The sequence below is a fragment of the Rhizobium atlanticum genome (assembly GCF_030182485.1).
Lineage (GTDB): Bacteria > Pseudomonadota > Alphaproteobacteria > Rhizobiales > Rhizobiaceae > Rhizobium.
In genome coordinates, this window is sequence record NZ_JAQJCJ010000003.1 from 261,128 (window position 1) to 279,232 (window position 18,105).

Annotated in this window: 17 protein-coding genes; 12 read left to right on the plus strand and 5 right to left on the minus strand. The window is 61.8% G+C overall.

Going from position 1 to position 18,105, the window contains the following annotated elements; translation table 11 throughout:
- Positions 1-26: 26 nt before the first annotated feature.
- Positions 27-956, minus strand: a complete 930-nt coding sequence (locus PH551_RS06585; protein ID WP_285192345.1) for a LysR family transcriptional regulator — start codon at positions 954-956, stop codon at positions 27-29.
- Between the two features lie 73 nt (positions 957-1,029).
- Here PH551_RS06585 and PH551_RS06590 point away from each other — a divergent pair, with 73 nt between their 5' ends.
- The 10 genes from PH551_RS06590 to glpK all read left to right on the plus strand — a co-directional run bounded on the left by PH551_RS06590 (position 1,030) and on the right by glpK (position 12,145).
- Entirely contained in the window at positions 1,030-1,944 is a 915-nt protein-coding gene (locus PH551_RS06590) for a DMT family transporter (RefSeq protein WP_285192346.1), read from the plus strand.
- 107 nt (positions 1,945-2,051) lie between these two features.
- Positions 2,052-2,825, plus strand: coding sequence for a DeoR/GlpR family DNA-binding transcription regulator (locus PH551_RS06595; RefSeq protein WP_085781425.1), 774 nt, complete (start codon positions 2,052-2,054; stop codon positions 2,823-2,825).
- Between the two features lie 121 nt (positions 2,826-2,946).
- Positions 2,947-4,461, plus strand: a complete 1,515-nt coding sequence (gene glpD / locus PH551_RS06600; protein WP_085781426.1) for a glycerol-3-phosphate dehydrogenase — start codon at positions 2,947-2,949, stop codon at positions 4,459-4,461.
- Between the two features lie 42 nt (positions 4,462-4,503).
- Entirely contained in the window at positions 4,504-5,601 is a 1,098-nt protein-coding gene (locus PH551_RS06605) for an ABC transporter ATP-binding protein (RefSeq protein ID WP_285192347.1), read from the plus strand.
- A 9-nt stretch (positions 5,602-5,610) separates the two neighbouring features.
- Positions 5,611-6,681, plus strand: coding sequence for an ABC transporter ATP-binding protein (locus tag PH551_RS06610; RefSeq protein WP_085781428.1), 1,071 nt, complete (start codon positions 5,611-5,613; stop codon positions 6,679-6,681).
- Between the two features lie 3 nt (positions 6,682-6,684).
- Positions 6,685-7,551 carry a carbohydrate ABC transporter permease gene (locus PH551_RS06615; RefSeq protein WP_085781429.1) on the plus strand — a complete coding sequence of 289 codons (867 nt, stop codon included), beginning with the start codon at positions 6,685-6,687 and terminating at the stop codon, positions 7,549-7,551.
- A gap of 14 nt (positions 7,552-7,565) precedes the next feature.
- Positions 7,566-8,393: a carbohydrate ABC transporter permease gene (locus tag PH551_RS06620; RefSeq protein WP_085781430.1), complete on the plus strand. Its 828-nt coding sequence runs from the start codon at positions 7,566-7,568 to the stop codon at positions 8,391-8,393.
- Positions 8,394-8,406: 13 nt separating this feature from the next.
- Positions 8,407-8,688 carry a DUF2160 domain-containing protein gene (locus PH551_RS06625; protein ID WP_097599743.1) on the plus strand — a complete coding sequence of 94 codons (282 nt, stop codon included), beginning with the start codon at positions 8,407-8,409 and terminating at the stop codon, positions 8,686-8,688.
- A 77-nt stretch (positions 8,689-8,765) separates the two neighbouring features.
- Positions 8,766-10,490 carry an ABC transporter substrate-binding protein gene (locus PH551_RS06630; RefSeq protein WP_285192461.1) on the plus strand — a complete coding sequence of 575 codons (1,725 nt, stop codon included), beginning with the start codon at positions 8,766-8,768 and terminating at the stop codon, positions 10,488-10,490.
- Between the two features lie 152 nt (positions 10,491-10,642).
- Positions 10,643-12,145 (plus strand): glycerol kinase GlpK, encoded by a 1,503-nt coding sequence (glpK, locus tag PH551_RS06635; protein ID WP_285192348.1) that lies wholly within the window; start codon positions 10,643-10,645, stop codon positions 12,143-12,145.
- Between the two features lie 23 nt (positions 12,146-12,168).
- Here glpK and PH551_RS06640 read toward each other — a convergent pair whose 3' ends face one another.
- The 4 genes from PH551_RS06640 to PH551_RS06655 all read right to left on the minus strand — a co-directional run bounded on the left by PH551_RS06640 (position 12,169) and on the right by PH551_RS06655 (position 16,811).
- Positions 12,169-13,170: an ABC transporter permease gene (locus PH551_RS06640; protein ID WP_285192349.1), complete on the minus strand. Its 1,002-nt coding sequence runs from the start codon at positions 13,168-13,170 to the stop codon at positions 12,169-12,171.
- Positions 13,171-13,172: 2 nt separating this feature from the next.
- On the minus strand, positions 13,173-14,192 hold the full coding sequence (locus PH551_RS06645) for an ABC transporter permease (RefSeq protein WP_285192350.1): 1,020 nt from the start codon (positions 14,190-14,192) through the stop codon (positions 13,173-13,175).
- Positions 14,182-15,732, minus strand: a complete 1,551-nt coding sequence (locus tag PH551_RS06650) for a sugar ABC transporter ATP-binding protein (RefSeq protein ID WP_285192351.1) — start codon at positions 15,730-15,732, stop codon at positions 14,182-14,184. Before PH551_RS06650 ends, PH551_RS06645 begins: the two co-directional genes overlap by 11 nt.
- Before the next feature lie 68 nt (positions 15,733-15,800).
- Complete coding sequence (locus PH551_RS06655; RefSeq protein WP_221139095.1) at positions 15,801-16,811, minus strand: sugar ABC transporter substrate-binding protein; 1,011 nt, start codon at positions 16,809-16,811, stop codon at positions 15,801-15,803.
- Between PH551_RS06655 and PH551_RS06660 the strand changes: the two genes are divergently transcribed.
- Positions 16,804-17,034 (plus strand): hypothetical protein, encoded by a 231-nt coding sequence (locus PH551_RS06660; protein WP_285192352.1) that lies wholly within the window; start codon positions 16,804-16,806, stop codon positions 17,032-17,034. The genes PH551_RS06655 and PH551_RS06660 overlap by 8 nt on opposite strands.
- A gap of 195 nt (positions 17,035-17,229) precedes the next feature.
- Positions 17,230-18,093 (plus strand): AraC family transcriptional regulator, encoded by an 864-nt coding sequence (locus tag PH551_RS06665; RefSeq protein WP_285192353.1) that lies wholly within the window; start codon positions 17,230-17,232, stop codon positions 18,091-18,093.
- Positions 18,094-18,105 lie beyond the last annotated feature (12 nt).

Below are 18,105 nucleotides of genomic sequence, written 5' to 3' on the forward strand. Positions count from 1 at the left end.
GGCTGAGGAATGTGCGCGGCGGCCGTTTACGCTTTCGGCTTGCCGGGTGCGATAAAGGCGTTGATCGCCGCCTCGTCATGGCCGGCTTCGCGTAGGAAGCGGCTCGCGAATTCGATGGCAGGACTTCTCAATGCATCGTCCGGCCGGATCAGGTGAAAAGCGACATGGGAATCGAGGGTACGCTGTGACACTGCGACGACGCGCCCGGCGGCTAGCGCGGCGTCCGACAGCGGCGGCCGTGCAAGCGCAATGCCGAGCCCTTGCGCGCAGGCTTCGACCACCAGATTGTAATCCTCGAAGCGTCGGTCCTGGCCGCGCGGCGTATAGTCGACGCCCTCACGCACTAGCCAGCGACGCCAGCCCTCGATATTGGAGTCGTGAAGGATCGGCAGATCGAGCAGCGAAAGAGCATCCGAGCGTTGCCCGAGTCGTGCTGCCCTTGCCGGTGAGGCGATCGGAAAAGATTTCTCCTGCCAGAGCGGCAGGGCGCGCACGCCGGCCCATGGTCCCTTGCCGCAGCGGATGGCAAGGTCCGTGCCTTCGCCGAAGTCCGCCAGGCGGTGTTCGAGCGTCAATTCGACGTGCAGCTCATTTCCTTCGAGCTTTGCCAGGCGCGGAAACAACCATAGAGAGGTGACGGACGGAGTAACTGAAAGGCGCACCACCGCCTTGTTCGGCCGTGGCAGCCAGCGCTCGCCGGTGTTACCGAGCAGGGAAAGGGCTTCCTCGGCACGGGCGAAGAAGCGCATTCCCTCCGGGGTGAGGCGCACACCGCGAGCTTCACGCGCGAAGAGCCGCACACCCATCCAGCGCTCGAGCCGCGAGACCTGCCGCGATACGGCGCCGTGGGTGATTCCGCTTTCCTCGGCCGCGGCCGAAAACGATCCCAGCCGAGCGGCGCGGGCAAAGGTCTCGAGCGTATCGAGCGGGGGGAGCACTGGCGAGCTGTGAACCATGCTCACACTTGATCATCGATTGCGGTGCTTTTCAAGCATGCATCGAAAGCCTAATTCATTGTCGCAAGCACATATGGAGGTGAACATGAGCATGACGGCAAGCGCACCAGTTTCGGCAAAACAGCAAAGCGGCTTCGATCTGATCGCCTTTGCTGCGATTGTCGTCACCATTCTCTTCTGGGCCTCTTCCTTCGTGGTGATCCGTATCTGTCTCGGACCGCTGACGCCGATCGAACTGGCAACGGCGCGTTATGTGGCGGCAGGCGTCCTCGCCCTTTTCTATCTCGCCATCTACCGGCCGATGCCGGAAAAGCGTGATTTCCTCCGCCTCTCGGTGGCTGCCGTCCTCTTCATCGCTGCCTATGCGGTTCTCCTGAACACCGGCGAGCAGACTGTGGCGGCGGGGCCGGCGAGCTTCATCATCAATACCATGCCCGTCTTCACAGCCCTGATTGCCACATTCGTGCTCAGCGAGCGCTTCGGCCGCTGGGGGTGGGCAGGTACTGCGGTTTCCTTCGGCGGCGTGGCGCTGATTGCGCTTTCCTCCGACGGCGGCTTCAAGCTCGATCCGAACGCCGTGCTGATCCTCGGCGCAGCGCTCTGCTCGGCGATCGCCAGCGTGCTGCAGAAGCCGCTGCTCGCCCGCCTGCCGGCGCTTGCCGTCACCGCCTGGATCCTGTTGATCGGCTCCGTGCCGCTGTTTCCGGCCGTCCCGTCAACGATCCGCGCGCTGGCCGCGGCGCCGGCAGAGGTCAATTGGGGCGTTGCCTATCTCGTCATCTTCCCGACTGCGATCGGCTATCTCACTTGGGCCATCGCATTGAAGCGGCTGACGGCCGCGCGCGCCTCGAATTTTCTCTACGGCGTCCCGCCGGTCGCAACGCTGATCGGGTTCGTCTGGCTGGGCGAGACGCCGACGGCGCTGGGTGCTGCCGGCGGCGTGATGGCGATCCTTGGTGTGCTCGTGGTCAATGTGCGGAAACGATAGGTGCATCGGGCCGCCGCCACATCAAGGTGACGAAGTCTCGCTGACAAATAGGCATTGCGCCGCTGTTCGCTTTCTTTAAAAACGAAAGCAGATCGAAAGGGGCGCCGATGTTCTTGACCGACCGACAAACTGAAATCGTGGCGATTGCGAAATCGAGCGGCAGGGTTCTGGTCGAGGAGCTCGCCTCGCGCTTCTCGGTGACGCCGCAGACGATCCGCAAGGATCTGAACGATCTCTGCGATGCCCAGGTGCTGACACGCATCCACGGCGGCGCCACGTTTCCAAGCGGAACGGAGAACGTCAAATACGAGGCGCGGCGGCAGATTGCCGCTTCCGAGAAGCAGGCAATCGGTATGGCGGCAGTCGAGCTGATCCCGAGCGGAGCCTCGCTCTTCATCAACATCGGAACGACGACGGAAGCGGTGGGCGAGGCGCTCGCCAATCATCACGAGCTGATGGTGATCACCAATAACATCAACGTTGCCAACAGGTTGCGTCTCTTTCCGGCAATCGAGGTGGTGATCGCCGGCGGCGTCGTACGCGGCTCGGACGGCGGTATCGTCGGCGAAGCGGCAGTCGATTTCATTCGCCAGTTCAAGGTCGATTATGCCGTCATCGGCGCATCGGCGATCGATATCGACGGGGCGCTTCTCGATTATGATTTTCGCGAAGTGAAGGTCGCCCAGGCGATTATCGCCAATGCCCGGCATGTCATCCTCGTTGCCGATTCGACCAAGTTCGAACGCACCGCGCCGGTCCGGATCGGCCAGCTTTCCCAGGTCCATACCTTCATCACCGACCACTGTCCGGTACCGTCGATTCGTAATCTCTGCCTCGAAAACAATGTGAAGCTGATCGAAACGAGCACCAGATCGCGTTAGTCATGCGAACGGAGCAAACATTCGTTTGACATTCGCATTCCTTTCGTTTTAACTGTTCTCACTTTCGCAATCGCGCAGAATTTGTGCGATGCGAAATTGGCAGCGGGCTCGGAGGGGGCAATTGGGCCGGGAGATACACGACATATTCGTCATCGGCGGCGGCATCAACGGCTGTGGCATTGCGCGCGACGCCGTCGGGCGCGGCTATTCCGTCGCGCTGGCGGAGATGAACGATTTCGCCTCCGGCACCTCGTCCGGCGCCACCAAGCTGATTCATGGCGGCCTGCGTTATCTCGAGCATTATGAATTCCGCCTGGTGCGTGAATCGCTGATGGAGCGCGAGATCCTCTGGGCGATGGCGCCGCACATCATCTGGCCGCTGCGCTTCGTACTGCCGTATCACAAGGGCGGCATTCGCCCGGCCTGGCTGATCCGGCTCGGCCTTTTCCTCTACGATCACCTCGGCGGCCGCAAACTGCTGCCTGCGACTTCAGTGCTCGACATGCGCAAGGACCCGGCCGGCAAGCCGCTGAAGGCGCTGTTCACCAGAGCGTTCGAATATTCCGACGGCTGGGTCGATGATGCCCGCATGGTCGTGTTGAACGCCCGCGACGCTGCCGACAAAGGGGCGACGATCATGCCGCGCACCAAAGTAGTGTCGGCGCGACGCGAGAATGGACTCTGGCACATTGAAACGACCGATACGGTCACTGGCCGCAATGACAGCCATCAGGCCCGCATGCTGATCAATGCCGCCGGTCCCTGGGTCGATCATGTCATTCGTTCCGCCTTCGGCCAGAACGAGGCCCACCACGTTCGTCTCGTTCAGGGTAGCCATATCGTCGTCAGGAAGAAGTTCGACGACCCTCGTGCCTATTTCTTCCAGAATCCCGACAACCGCATCATCTTCGCCATCCCCTATGAGGGCGATTTCACCCTGATCGGCACCACCGACCGCGACTACACCGCCGATCCCAAAGATGTCCGGATCTCCGAGGAGGAGACGGTCTATCTCTGCAATGCCGCGTCGGAATATTTCAAGGAACCGGTCAGGCCGGAGGACATCGTCTGGACCTACTCGGCAGTCAGGCCGCTTTTTGACGATGGCGCCTCGAAGGCGCAGGAAGCGACGCGCGATTATGTGCTGAAGCTGGAGGGCGAAGCCGGGGCCGCGCCGCTGCTCAACGTCTTCGGCGGCAAGCTCACCACCTATCGCCGGCTTTCCGAACATGCGCTGGAGAAGATCGGCGCCGCGATCGGTGTCAAGGGTGCTCCTTGGACAGCCAAAAGCCATCTGCCCGGCGGCGACTTCCCGGTCCGTGGCTACGAAGCGGAGGTCGCCGGTCTAAAGCGGCGCTATCCGTTCCTTGCCGATGCACACGCCCGCCGGCTGGTGCGCCGCTACGGCACCCGGGCTGTGACATTGCTCGGCGCTGCCCGCGGCCATGACGACCTCGGACGGCTGTTCGGCGGCGATCTCTACGAGGCCGAGGTCAAATATCTCGTCGAGCATGAATGGGCCCGGCACGCTGAAGACGTGCTGTGGAGGAGAACAAAGGATGGTCTGCGCCTATCGAAGGAGCAGGCCCAGTCACTGGAGGAGTACATGGCTGCCATACCGGCGATGGCCGGATAAGGCGGCATGTGGTCCCCGCTGCGTGGAGGCAGGGGAATCGGAATGCTGGAACTGCGAAACGCCGCCAAGATGGTGGGCGCGGACTATCATATCTATCCGACCGATCTGGTCCTTGAGCGGGGCACGTTGAATGTCCTGCTCGGGCCGACGCTGTCGGGCAAGACGTCGCTGATGCGGCTGATGGCCGGGCTTGATCGTCCGACCGCCGGCTCCGTCCATTTCGACGGCGCCGATGTCACCGGCATGCCGGTGCAGAAGCGCAACGTCGCGATGGTCTACCAGCAGTTCATCAATTATCCGGCGCTGACGGTATACGAGAACATTGCCTCCCCGATGCGCATATCGGGCAAGGATGCCGCTACCATCGACCGTGAAGTGCGCAAGGCGGCCGAGCTTTTGAAGCTAACGCCCTATCTCGACCGCACGCCGCTCAACCTGTCCGGCGGCCAGCAGCAGCGCACCGCGCTGGCGCGCGCGCTCGTCAAGAATGCCAGCCTCGTTCTGATGGACGAGCCGCTTGCCAACCTCGATTACAAGCTGCGGGAAGAACTGCGTGAGGAACTGCCGAAGATCTTTGCCCAATCCGGCGCGATCTTCGTCTATGCGACGACCGAACCGTCAGAGGCGCTCCTGCTCGGCGGCAACACGGCGACGCTGAACGAAGGCCGGGTAACGCAGTTCGGGCCGACGATCGATGTTTACCGCCGGCCCGCCGATCTCACCACCGCCGGCATCTTTGCCGATCCGCCGCTGAATATCCTCGACGTGACCAAATCGGACAATTTCTTTACGCGTCCGGGCGGAGCGGCACTTCCGGTTCCCCCGCATCTGGCTGCCGTGCCGGACGGGCCGGTGACCGTCGCCTTTCACCCGCATCACCTCGGCTTCAAACCGCAGACCGGTGAGGCTGCCCGCCTGCAGGCGCGCACGCTGGTTTCGGAGATCACCGGCTCGGAGAGCTTTGTTCACCTGGACTACGACGGCGTGCGCTGGGTGATGCTCGCCCATGGCATTCACGACATCGACCCGGACATGGAGATAGAGGCCTTTCTCGACACGCGTCACCTCTTGGCCTTCGGCGCCGATGGCGGCGCCATTGCCACGATTGGCCGCGCTACCGCTGAAGCCGGAAAGGTATAGGAGAGCACAATGGCACGCATTACGCTCGACCATATCCGCCACGCCTACGGAGCTAATCCGCAGACGGAGAAGGATTATTCGCTGAAGGAAGTCGACCACGAGTGGAACGACGGAGGCGCCTATGCGCTGCTCGGCCCCTCCGGTTGCGGCAAGACCACGCTGCTGAACATCATCTCGGGTCTGCTGCAGCCCTCGCACGGTCGCATCCTCTTCGACGGCAAGGATGTGACGAACCTGTCGACGCAGAGCCGCAACATCGCCCAGGTCTTCCAGTTTCCGGTCATCTACGACACCATGACCGTTTACGATAATCTCGCCTTTCCGCTGCGCAACCGCGGCGTGGCGGAGGCCGATGTCGACCGCCGCGTCCGCGACATTCTCGAGATGATCGACCTTGCCGGCTGGGCCAAGCGCAAGGCGCAAGGGCTGACGGCCGACCAGAAGCAGAAGATCTCTCTCGGCCGCGGCCTCGTGCGTAACGACGTCAACGCCATCCTGTTCGACGAGCCGCTGACCGTCATCGACCCGCATATGAAATGGGTGCTGCGCTCGCAACTGAAGCGGCTTCACAAGCAGTTCGGCTTCACCATGGTCTACGTCACCCACGACCAGACCGAGGCGCTGACTTTCGCCGAGAAGGTCGTCGTCATGTATGACGGCCAGATCGTTCAGATCGGCACGCCGGCCGAGCTTTTCGAGCGGCCGAGCCACACCTTCGTCGGCTATTTCATCGGTTCGCCCGGTATGAACGTCATGCCCGCCAGGGTCGAAGGCAGCGCCGTCAAGGTCGGAGACGAGGTTTTGACGCTGGATTACGCGCCGAGGACCGCTGGCAGTTCCAAGACCGAGCTCGGCATCCGCCCCGAATTCATCCGCCTCGGGCGGGAAGGCATGCCGGTCAACATCACCAAGGTCGAGGATATCGGCCGGCAGAAGATCGTCCGCGCCCGCTTCGCCGGCCAGCCAATTGCGATCGTCGTGCATGAGGACGCCGATATCCCCGCAGATGCCCGCGTCACCTTCGATCCGTCCGCCATCAGCATTTACGCCGACAGCTGGCGCGTCGGCAGGGAGGCCTGAGCCATGCAGAAGACGTGGAACAACAAAGCTTGGTTTCTGGTCCTGCCGGTGCTGCTGCTCGTCGCCTTTTCGGCCGTCATCCCACTGATGACTGTTGTCAACTATTCGGTTCAGGATACGTTCGGGAATAACGAGTTCTTCTGGGCAGGCACCGACTGGTTCGTTCAGACGCTGCATTCCGACCGCTTCTGGGAAGCGCTCGAGCGCAACCTGCTCTTCTCCTTCATCATCCTGGCGCTGGAGATTCCGCTCGGCATCTTCATTGCTCTCAACATGCCGAAGAAGGGCATCGGCGTTCCGGTCTGCCTCGTTCTGATGGCGCTGCCACTGCTCATCCCGTGGAATGTCGTCGGCACTATCTGGCAGGTCTTCGGACGCGTCGATATCGGCCTGCTCGGCCATACGCTCGAGGGGCTCGGCCTCGATTACAACTACGTCCGCGATCCGGTCGACGCCTGGGTCACGGTCATCGTCATGGATGTCTGGCACTGGACGAGCCTCGTCGTGCTGCTCTGCTATGCCGGCCTCGTCTCGATCCCGGACGCCTATTATCAGGCCGCCAAGATCGACGGCGCCTCGCGCTGGTCCGTATTCCGTTACATCCAGCTTCCGAAGATGAAGCGAGTGCTGCTGATCGCCGTGCTCCTACGCTTCATGGACAGTTTCATGATCTATACCGAGCCCTTCGTCGTCACCGGCGGCGGTCCCGGCAACTCGACGACCTTCCTGTCGATTGATCTCGTGAAGATGGCCGTCGGGCAATTCGATCTCGGCCCCGCCGCGGCGATGTCGATCATCTACTTCCTGATCATCCTGTTGCTGTCATGGATCTTCTACACGGTCATGACCAGCAGCGACGCCAACGCCTGAGAAAGGAGAGATCCATGGGTTCGACAAGGAAATACAAGCCCGCCGGAAACCTCTCCTGGGTGGTTACGACGCTCTACATCCTCTTTCTGCTCCTGCCGATCTACTGGCTGATCAACATGAGCTTCAAGGAGAATGCCGAGATCACCGGCGCCTTCTCGCTGTGGCCGCAAAACCCGACGCTCCGGAACTACGCCGTCATCTTCACTGATCCGTCCTGGTATAACGGTTACATCAACTCAATCATTTACGTGGTGATGAACACTGTTATATCAGTGCTTGCGGCGCTGCCGGCGGCCTACGCTTTTTCGCGCTACCGCTTCCTCGGCGACAAGCACCTGTTCTTCTGGCTGCTCACTAACCGGATGGCGCCACCGGCGGTTTTTGCGCTGCCCTTCTTCCAACTCTATTCCGCCTTCGGCCTGATCGATACCCATATCGCCGTGGCGCTCGCCCACTGCCTGTTCAACGTGCCGCTTGCGGTCTGGATCCTCGAAGGCTTCATGTCTGGCGTGCCGAAGGAGATCGACGAAACCGCCTATATTGACGGCTACTCCTTCCCGCGCTTCTTCGTGAAGATCTTCATGCCGCTCATTGCAAGCGGGATCGGTGTCGCCGCTTTCTTCTGCTTCATGTTCTCGTGGGTCGAACTGCTGCTGGCCCGCACGCTGACGACGACCGCGGCAAAGCCGATCTCGGCGATCATGACGCGCACGGTTTCGGCGGCCGGCATGGACTGGGGCGTACTGGCGGCAGCCGGCGTGCTCACCATCATTCCCGGCGCGCTCGTCATCTATTTCGTTCGCAACTATATCGCCAAGGGCTTTGCCCTGGGCCGCGTCTGAGGAGGAGACGGTCATGAATTTTACCTGGATGGCCTGGACGCTGCCGACGGCGCTCTTCTTCCTGACGATCCTTACGCTGCTCATCGCCATGAGCGTCTGGGAATATTTTTCGCCGGGCGGCACGCCGCGCACGGGCGTGCTGCGTTTTGAGACGACGCGCGGCGACCGGCTTTTCATTTCGCTGCTTGGCGCAGCGTTCATTCATCTTGCATGGCTTGGGCTCGCTGGGCCCAACCTGTGGTGGGCTCTTGCCATTTCCGTAGTCTATGCCATCGGCGTGTTCCGCTACGTGTAACGGCAAGGAGAAGACAGATGGCCGGGGGTACTGGCCGCCTGAGACGTAACTGCAATCGCAAACCCTGGGAGGATATTATGCGACGGCACTTATTGACGACGACAGCAGGCTTGCTGCTGGCGATGACAGCATCGGCCTATGCCGGTATGAACGAGGCCAAGACGTTCCTCGACAAGGAAGTCGGCGACCTCTCGACGCTTTCCCGCGCCGACCAGGAAAAGGAAATGCAGTGGTTCGTCGATGCCGCGAAGCCCTTCGCCGGCATGGACATCAAAGTCGTTTCCGAAACGATCACCACGCATGATTATGAATCGAAGGTGCTGGCTCCGGCCTTTACCGCGATCACCGGCATCAAGGTCACCCACGATCTGATCGGCGAAGGCGATGTTGTCGAAAAGCTGCAGACGCAGATGCAGTCGGGCGAAAACATCTATGACGCCTATATCAACGACTCGGACCTGATCGGCACCCATTGGCGCTACCAGCAGGCCCGCTCGCTGACCGACTGGATGGCCAATGAAGGCAAGGATGTCACCAATCCCGGCCTCGACGTCGACGACTTCATCGGCAAGTCGTTCACGACAGCGCCTGATGGCAAGCTCTACCAACTGCCGGACCAGCAGTTCGCGAACCTCTATTGGTTCCGTTACGACTGGTTCAACGACGAGAAGAACAAGGCGGACTTCAAGGCGAAGTACGGCTACGATCTCGGCGTGCCGGTCAACTGGTCGGCCTATGAGGATATCGCCGAGTTCTTCACCGGCCGCGAGATCGACGGCAAGAAGGTCTACGGCCACATGGACTACGGCAAGAAGGACCCATCGCTCGGCTGGCGCTTCACCGATGCCTGGCTGTCGATGGCCGGCAACGGCGACAAGGGCATTCCGAACGGCAAGCCGGTCGACGAATGGGGTATCAAGGTCGACGAGAACTCCCGTCCGGTCGGTTCGTGCGTCGCGCGCGGCGGCGATACCAACGGCCCGGCAGCGGTCTATTCAATCCAGAAGTATCTGGACTGGATGAAGGCTTATGCACCGGCTGCCGCTCAGGGCATGACCTTCTCCGAATCCGGACCGGTCCCGTCGCAAGGTGAAATTGCACAGCAGATGTTCACCTACACGGCCTTCACGGCCGACTTCGTCAAGGAAGGCCTGCCGGTCGTCAATGCCGACGGCACACCGAAATGGCGTTTTGCGCCGAGCCCGCATGGCGTCTACTGGAAGGACGGCATGAAGCTCGGCTATCAGGATGCCGGCTCCTGGACGCTGATGAAGTCCACGCCTGTCGATCGCGCCAAGGCGGCCTGGCTCTATGCCCAGTTCGTCACTTCCAAGACTGTCGACGTGAAGAAGAGCCACATGGGCCTCACCTTCATCCGCCAGTCGACGCTGGATCATAAGTCCTTCACCGATCGCGCGCCGAAGCTCGGCGGCCTGATCGAATTCTACCGTTCGCCGGCCCGCCTGCAGTGGTCGCCGACCGGTACGAACGTTCCTGACTATCCGAAGCTCGCGCAGCTGTGGTGGCAGGCGATCGGTGACGCCTCCTCCGGCGCCAAAACGGCGCAGGAAGCGATGGACTCGCTTTGCTCCGAACAGGAAAAGGTGCTGCAGCGCCTGGAACGCGCCAAGGTCCAGGGCGATATCGGCCCGAAACTCGCCGAAGAGCATGATCTCGCTTATTGGAACGCGGATGCGGTGAAGAAGGGCAACCTTGCACCGCAGCTGAAGATCGAAAACGAGAAGGAAAAGCCGCAGACCGTCAACTACGACGAGCTCGTCAAGAGCTGGCAGAAGAAGTAAGGCGGACCGTGGCCGGAGGCGACAAGGTCTCCGGCCACCACTTCCTGCCACCGGCAGCAAAGCCGGTGGCCCTACAATCTTTCTCTTATGAAACCTCCGCATCCTGCTGCTCCGCAGCGGGCTGAGCTGTTTCGTGCGAGCCGGAGACGGATATGAGCGGCTATATTCTTTCGATCGACCAGGGCACGACGTCTTCACGCGCCATCATCTTCGATGGCGACATGAAAATGGTCGGCTCGGCGCAGGCGGAGATCACCCAATATTATCCGCAGCCCGGATGGGTGGAGCATGACGCCGCCGAAATCTGGCAGTCCGTCATCGACACGGTGCGCAAGGCGATCGCCGATGCTGGTATTGACGCCGCCGTGATCGCGGCAATCGGCATTACCAATCAGCGCGAGACGGCGGTCGTCTGGGATCGCAGGTCCGGCACGCCGCTTCACCGCGCGATCGTCTGGCAGGACAGGCGCACGGCCGAAATGTGCGAGAGCCTGAAGGCTGACGGATATGAGAAGCTGTTCAGCGCCAAGACCGGTCTGCTGCTCGACCCCTATTTCTCGGGAACGAAGCTGCGCTGGCTGCTCGACAATGTCGATGGCCTGCGGGAGAAGGCGGAGGCAGGCGAGGCCTGCTTCGGGACGATCGACAGCTGGCTGATCTACAAGCTGACCGGCGGCCGTGTGCATGCCACCGATGCGACCAATGCCTCGCGAACGCTGCTCTATAATATCGATGACGGCGCCTGGGACGAGGAGCTTCTCGGCATTCTCGGCATTCCCTCAGCCACGCTTCCCGAGGTCAAAGAATGCGCCGATGATTTCGGCCGGGTCGACGAAGCTCTGTTCGGGGTCGCGCTGCCGATCCTCGGCGTCGCCGGCGACCAGCAGGCGGCGGCCGTGGGCAATGCCTGCTTTGACCCCGGCATGATGAAATCCACCTATGGCACCGGCTGCTTCGCTCTGCTCAACACCGGCCGGGACCGCGTTTCCTCCTCCAACCGGATGCTGACGACCATTGCCTGCCGGCTCGACGGTGAGACGACCTATGCACTCGAAGGCTCGATTTTCATTGCGGGTGCGGCCGTGCAATGGCTGCGCGACGGCCTCGGCATCATCAGCCAGGCTTCCGAGGCTGGGGTTCTGGCCACCAAAGCAGATCCCGGACAGCAGGTCTATATCGTCCCGGCCTTCACCGGCCTCGGCGCGCCCTATTGGGATCCGGCCGCGCGCGGCGCGATCTTCGGCCTGACGCGCAACAGCGGCCCGGCGGAATTTGCCCGCGCGGTGCTTGAATCCGTCGCCTATCAGACGCTCGACCTGCTGGTGGCGATGAAGAAGGACTGGGGCGCCAACCAGTTGGAAACCGTGCTGCGCGTCGATGGCGGCATGGCGGCGTCCGACTGGACGATGCAGTGCCTGGCCGACATCACGGGAAATCCCGTCGACCGTTCGGCGATCCGCGAGACGACGGCGCTCGGAGCCGCCTGGCTCGCCGGTTCGAAGGCCGGCATCTGGCCCGGCAAGCGCGATTTTGCGAAGGCCTGGGCCTGCGACCGCCGCTTCAGCCCGTCGATGGAAGAGACCGAGCGGCAGGGCAAGATCATCGGCTGGAAAAACGCCGTATCGCGAATGATTTCGGAAAGCTCGGCGGGCTGACATATCCGCGGATATGGCAGCTCTTATGCGCGGCCGGCGGATTTCCTGTTGATGAAGCTCAGGGCGAGCACGGCAAAGATCAGCGTGCCCGTGCCGACCTGCTGCCAGTAGAAATTAAGATCGGTCAACAGCAGCCCGTTGGCGACGATGCTGAGCAGCAGCACGCCGAGGACAGTACCGCCGACGTTCGGCCGCCCAAGCGGGCTGAGAGTCGTGCCGATGAAGGTCGCGCCGATGGCATTCAGCAGGAAGGCATTGCCGGAGGAGGGGATATAGACGGCAACGGTCGCCGTCAGGATCAAGCCGGCGACAGCCGCGATCAAGCCGACGATGACGAAGGTAGCGGCAATATGGGCCGATGCCGCGATGCCGGAATAGCGAACGACGGCCGGCTGGATGCCAATCGACAGGATGACGCGGCCGAAACGCGTTCGGGCAAAGACAACCGCGGCAGCAGCTATGATGAGGATCGCGACCGCGAGCGGCACCGGAAAGCCGCCGATCGTGCCGTGGCCGAGAACGCGAAAGGCTTCCGGCACACCGCTCGGCGACAGGTAGACCGGGTTGCCGCCATTGGTCAGCAATTGCTGGACGCTGCGGCCGATGAACAGCGTGCCGAGCGTTGCAAGGAAGGGGGAGACACCGATCCCTGAGATTAGCAGCGCGTTGAAGGCACCGACGAGTGCTCCTGCCGCTAGTCCGGCAAGGGCGGCAATCGCCACCGGCTGACCTGCCAGCACGAGGGAGACGAAGGCGAAGCTCGCAAAATCCATCGCCGTTCCCACAGAGAGATCGATGCCGCCCGAGGAGACGGCGAAGGTCATGGCGATGGAAACGATGGCAAGCAGCGTGAAATTGTTGACCAGGATGCTCTGGAGGTTGGCAAGCGTCAGAAATGTCGGCGTTGCCGCGGAGAAGATGGTGGACACCGCGACGAGCGCGAGGACGAGGCCGTAGCGCGCCGCGCCGGCAGCGATGAGGCGCGGCAGGCCGGTAACGGCAGGTGTCGAACTCTGGAGCGACATGATCAGGCCTCCCGCCGGCGCAACAGGGTGGTCGCGGAGACCACGATGAGAATGAGCAAGCCCTGGATGCCGCTGACCAGCGTGCTCGAAATGTTGAGCAGCTGGAAGCCGTTGGTGAGGAAGCCGACCAACAGAGCCGAGAGGAAAGTGCCGGCCATCGTGGGAACCAGCCGGCGCGAAAAGACCGAACCGAGCAAAGCGGTGACGACGACGGGCAGCAGCATCTCGCCGGAGCCGGTCGTGCTGCCGCTCAGATAGGAAACCGACAGGATACCGGCAATGCCGCCGGACACGCCGCTGGCGATGAACGCGCCTGATAGTAGCCGGCGAAGCGGCAAGCCGGCGGCGCGCGCCGCCTCCGGGAACTCGCCGACGGCATAAAGATGCAGGCCAAGCGGCGTATATTGGACGATGGCCGTTGCAAGTGCCGTGAAGCCGAGAAGCACATAGGCAAGAACCGGCAGGCCTAGGGGATCAGACGCCGAAAGCGCCGAGAGAAAGGGCGTGGAGGCGGGCAGGACGGTATTCTGGGTCAGCACCAGTTCCAGTCCGGCAACGACGTTCATCACGGCAAGCGTGGCCAGCAACGGAACGATGCCGGCATAGACGACGGCAACGGCATTGACCGTGCCGATCAGCGCCCCGGTCCCGATTGCCGCCGAGGCCGCCGCCGCGTCGCCGTAGCCGAGTTGGGTCAAGGTGGCGTAGACGGCGGCGCTGAGGCCCATATTGGCCGCGAGCGAGAGATCGATGCCGCCGGTGACCACGTTGGAGCCGCCGGCAATCAGAACAACCGTCAGCCCGATGGCGAGTACGCCTGATATGGCGGATTGGCCGAGCACGTTGCCGACATTGCCGACACTGAGGAAGTAAGGCGCGGTGAGCGAGAAGACGATCAGAATGGCTGCGAAAGCGATCAGTGATCCGAAACGCAGCGCCACAGCCGCGATGTTGCCGGCCGGCCGGCGCGGCGGTTCTATTGCCGAAAAGCCGGCAGGCGCGAATTCCACTTCAGCCGACATGGCGATGTCCCTCCGACGACCCGGTCGATTCCGCCAGCACGGCATCCGCCGTGGTCTCCGACGAGATGAATTCTCGCACCACACGACCGCGGAAAAGCACGAGGATACGATCGGTGATGCCGATGAGTTCGGGCAGATCCGAAGACAGCACGATGACGCCGGCGCCCCGCGCCGCAAGTTCGCCGATCAGAGTGTAGATCTCGACCTTGGAGCCGATATCAACGCCGACCGTCGGCTCGTCGAGGAGATAGACTTCGGAGTGTCGGCTCAGCCACTTGGCGATCGCCACCTTCTGCTGGTTGCCGCCCGAGAGCGTGCGCAGAAGCGCATTGCGCCCGCTGGCTTTCACCTGCAGCCGCGTGATCAGGGCATCGATCTCGCGCTGCTCGCGCTTGCGATGGAGAAAGCCGAAGCGCGTGAAGCGGGCGAGGCTGGAAAGGCTGGTATTCTCGGCAACACTGAGATCGAGCGCAACGCCATGACGGCGCCGATCTTCCGGCACCAGCGCAATCTCGTGGCTGGCGGCCTGAGTCGGATTGGCGAAACGGGCCGGTTTGCCGTTGATTTCGATGCGGCCGGAAGACGGTGACTCCAGACCGAAGAGAGCACGAACCAGTTCCTTTGCGCCGGAGCCGAGCAGGCCGGTGAGGCCGAGCACCTCGCCGCGGCGAAGCGAGAAGCTGATGTCGCTGTATTTTCCCGGCGCCGACAGCTGCTCCACGTTGAGTATCTCTTCACCGGGCGCGACCTCAGGCTTCGGAAACATCTCCTTGATATCCCGCTCGACCATCAGTCGGGCGATCGCCGCGGCCGAAGTCTCCCCGATCGGCACGGAAGCGACATCAAGTCCGTTGCGCAGCACGGTGACGCGATCGCAGAGTTCCTCGATTTCGTTCAGGTAGTGCGAGATATAGATGATGGTTACGCCTTCATCGCGCAGGCGGCGGATCAGCCGGAAGAGGATATCGGCCTCGCGGCGCACCAGTGCCGCCGTCGGCTCGTCGAACACGAGCACCTTCGGCTGATTGAGGAGCGCACGGGTGATCTGGACGATCTGCTTTTCGGCCGTCGACAATTCGCCGATGAGGGCAGTGTTTGGCAATCGGACGCCGAAATAGTCGTTGAGGATTTCGGAAGCGCGGCGCTGCATCAGCCGCCGGTCGAGGAACGGCGTGCCCGACATACGCGGTTCCCGGCCGAGGAACAGCGCTTCACCGACGGTGAAGGTCGGCACCAGCAGCCGATCCTGGTGAATGAAGTGAATGCCGAGCGCCTCGGCAAGATGCGGCGTCAGCCTGTCGAACGTCTGTCCTTCGATCTCAATCCGCCCGTCATCCGGCTGATGGAGGCCGGCAAGCAGCTTGATCAGCGTCGACTTGCCGGCACCATTCTGCCCGACAAGACCGTGGATCGTTCCGCGTTTTACGATCAGCGACGCGCCTGCCAACGCCTGCGCGCCTCCGAAACGTTTGACGATGCCTTCGAAGCGGATGATGTCGTCTCGCGCCGTCACCGGCTGCTTGAAGGAAATGGCAGTCATGCAATCCATCCCCACGTGGTGGCCAATCTTGAGCGGTCCGGCATGGCCGGACCGTCCGTCAGGCTGCGTCAGCCAATGCCGAGTTTCTTGGTGACTTCGCCGACATTGAGCTTGTTGGCCAGAAGTGCGGGAACATAGGTCTCGCGCGGCAGCGTCTGGCCGGCGAGCAGCTTTGCGACGTTGCGGATGGCGGTGCGGCCGATTTCTGCCGGCTGCTGCGCGACATCGGCGCCAGCAGGCGAATTCGGATCGGCGATGAGCTGCAGCACTTCGGGGCTGCCATCGACGCCATAGGTGCGGATTTCGGTCCGACCTGCTGCCGTCAGCGCCTGGGTCGCGCCGAGCTGCGGAATGTCCCAGGCCGACCAGATCGCCTTGATCGAGCCCTTTTCCGGGTACTTGTTGAGGATCGCCGTGATCTGGGTGAAGGCGTCCTGTACGGTGTTCGGGATGACGTCGCGCAGTTCCGGCTGGAGGATCTTCACTTTCGGGAAATATTTGACGACATTGACCAGCTGGTCGTAGCGGATCGCGCAGGGGGTCACGCCATAGAAGCCGTTGAAGACGACGATATTGCCTTCGCCGCCGATATCGGAGACGAGCTGCAGCGCCAGATCCTTGCCGATGCCCCAATTGTCTGACGTGGTATTGTTGATCGAATTGGTCGAGCCGACGTCGACGGTCAGAACCGGGATGCCGGCATCACGCGCCTTCTTCAGCCAGGGATCGATAACGCTCAGTGTGCCGAGGATCTGAACGATCGCATCCGGCTTCTGGGCGATGAGCGTCTGAAGCTGCGAAACGAGCTTGCCGTCATTGCGCCCGGCATCGACGGCGATCGGCTCGCCGCCGAGACGCTTCACCTCTTCGATCTGAGCATTGTAAGCCTGCAGGTCGAAGAAATGATCGGTGCCGGTGGCGCTGATGGCGATGCGCTTGCCTTTCAGCGAGAGCTCTTCGGTCGCAAAAACCGGCTTCTGCCCGATGAGCGAAGCACCAGCGACGGCAACCCCGGCCGCGGCGGACAGTTTCAACAGGTCTCGTCTTGCGAGACCGCTTCCGGATTTTTCGATGGTCATTGCCACTCTCCAAATTGATGATGTCTATAAATTAAGTGTACTAATAGGAATGGGGAGAAACGAATTTCCAAAAAGACCATTTCCGGGGAAAAGAGTGGACGGAGCAAAAGCGTATTCCTGGCTGCGGTTTGCCGTGGCCGGGAATGCTTTCGAATGCGGCGCGCTGTTGAGAGCGATCCGATGGTCTGCAGCCACCGATCAGGAAGAAACATGCATTGCATAATTCTTGCGCATGCGACCAAATTTGCCGAGGATGAACGCCTGCTAGGCCGTGGTGCCGTGTGGCATGACAGCGGTCTTAGAACCACGATTTAAATGGGCGCGGTCGGGATTTATCCCACGACGTCGATATCCAGCGCGAAGCTTGGCTTCCATTTGGCGCGCAACTTGCCTCTTCCCCGCCAGGGAGAATGAAACAATGCCCGATATCGATCCGCAGATTTTCTCAATAAGCCGGCCATCCCTTGGAGGCTACAAGGCCTTCGTCCAACGCGACATGATCGTTGAGACCTATCGCAGCGCTGCGGGACAGATGGTTTCGAAGGGCTCGCTTCATAGAATTTCGATCAACCGTACGGCGCACGGCAAATATGCCTATCGGCTTGGAAGCGGGGCGTTCCGCAAAGTTGAAAGGCCGCCCTTCACCCTGGGATTTCAACCGGCTGCCACGGTCCTTGAAGTCGAGGGCGATGCGGCGGATTATATCTCGATCTTCCAGTCACCTGCGCTCTACAGCAGCCTCGGGGGCTCTCGCTTCGATCCAGAGCATTGGGATAGTGATGCACTGAGCGCGACGACTGATCCGACAACGCTGCAGGTTGCGCTTTCTCTTGCATTTGCCGTCGAGAAGACCGGGCGCGACGACCTGCTTTTGATGCAGCATCTGGGAATGGCGCTCGCCTGTTGCGTTGTAAAACTGCTGGGCGCCAGACCTGAGGCCGGCAATCGTCCGCTGTCATCGGAAAATCTCCGGCGCGTGATCGATTACATCGAGAACCTGCTTGGCAAATCCGATCTGAGCGTGGAGGAGCTTGCTGGCGTGGCCCATATGAGCCCCTTTCACTTCAGCCGGGAATTCAAACGGGCGGTGGGCGTGGCGCCGCATCGCTTCGTCCTCGAACGCAGGATCCAGCGGGCGCGACTTTATCTTGCCGATGGCAAGGAGACGCTTGCAAGCATCGCTTACGCCACAGGCTTTTCCAGCCAGGCGCATTTCTCCAGCGTCTTTCGCCGCCTGATGGGGGCGACACCGAAGGAATACCAGCGTTCGGTCCGTCTTTGAGCCGGCGCCCGT

What these genes read in the sequence shown, in the direction of transcription:
- PH551_RS06585 (WP_285192345.1), bottom strand. Translation starts at nt 956, where the DNA reads ATGGTTCACAGCTCGCCAGTGCTCCCCCCGCTCGATACGCTCGAGACC.
- PH551_RS06590 (WP_285192346.1), top strand. Translation starts at nt 1,030, where the DNA reads ATGGAGGTGAACATGAGCATGACGGCAAGCGCACCAGTTTCGGCAAAA.
- PH551_RS06595 (WP_085781425.1), top strand. Translation starts at nt 2,052, where the DNA reads ATGTTCTTGACCGACCGACAAACTGAAATCGTGGCGATTGCGAAATCG.
- PH551_RS06605 (WP_285192347.1), top strand. Translation starts at nt 4,504, where the DNA reads ATGCTGGAACTGCGAAACGCCGCCAAGATGGTGGGCGCGGACTATCAT.
- PH551_RS06610 (WP_085781428.1), top strand. Translation starts at nt 5,611, where the DNA reads ATGGCACGCATTACGCTCGACCATATCCGCCACGCCTACGGAGCTAAT.
- PH551_RS06615 (WP_085781429.1), top strand. Translation starts at nt 6,685, where the DNA reads ATGCAGAAGACGTGGAACAACAAAGCTTGGTTTCTGGTCCTGCCGGTG.
- PH551_RS06620 (WP_085781430.1), top strand. Translation starts at nt 7,566, where the DNA reads ATGGGTTCGACAAGGAAATACAAGCCCGCCGGAAACCTCTCCTGGGTG.
- PH551_RS06625 (WP_097599743.1), top strand. Translation starts at nt 8,407, where the DNA reads ATGAATTTTACCTGGATGGCCTGGACGCTGCCGACGGCGCTCTTCTTC.
- PH551_RS06630 (WP_285192461.1), top strand. Translation starts at nt 8,766, where the DNA reads ATGCGACGGCACTTATTGACGACGACAGCAGGCTTGCTGCTGGCGATG.
- glpK (WP_285192348.1), top strand. Translation starts at nt 10,643, where the DNA reads ATGAGCGGCTATATTCTTTCGATCGACCAGGGCACGACGTCTTCACGC.
- PH551_RS06640 (WP_285192349.1), bottom strand. Translation starts at nt 13,170, where the DNA reads ATGTCGCTCCAGAGTTCGACACCTGCCGTTACCGGCCTGCCGCGCCTC.
- PH551_RS06645 (WP_285192350.1), bottom strand. Translation starts at nt 14,192, where the DNA reads ATGTCGGCTGAAGTGGAATTCGCGCCTGCCGGCTTTTCGGCAATAGAA.
- PH551_RS06650 (WP_285192351.1), bottom strand. Translation starts at nt 15,732, where the DNA reads ATGACTGCCATTTCCTTCAAGCAGCCGGTGACGGCGCGAGACGACATC.
- PH551_RS06660 (WP_285192352.1), top strand. Translation starts at nt 16,804, where the DNA reads ATGGTCATTGCCACTCTCCAAATTGATGATGTCTATAAATTAAGTGTA.
- PH551_RS06655 (WP_221139095.1), bottom strand. Translation starts at nt 16,811, where the DNA reads ATGACCATCGAAAAATCCGGAAGCGGTCTCGCAAGACGAGACCTGTTG.
- PH551_RS06665 (WP_285192353.1), top strand. Translation starts at nt 17,230, where the DNA reads ATGCCCGATATCGATCCGCAGATTTTCTCAATAAGCCGGCCATCCCTT.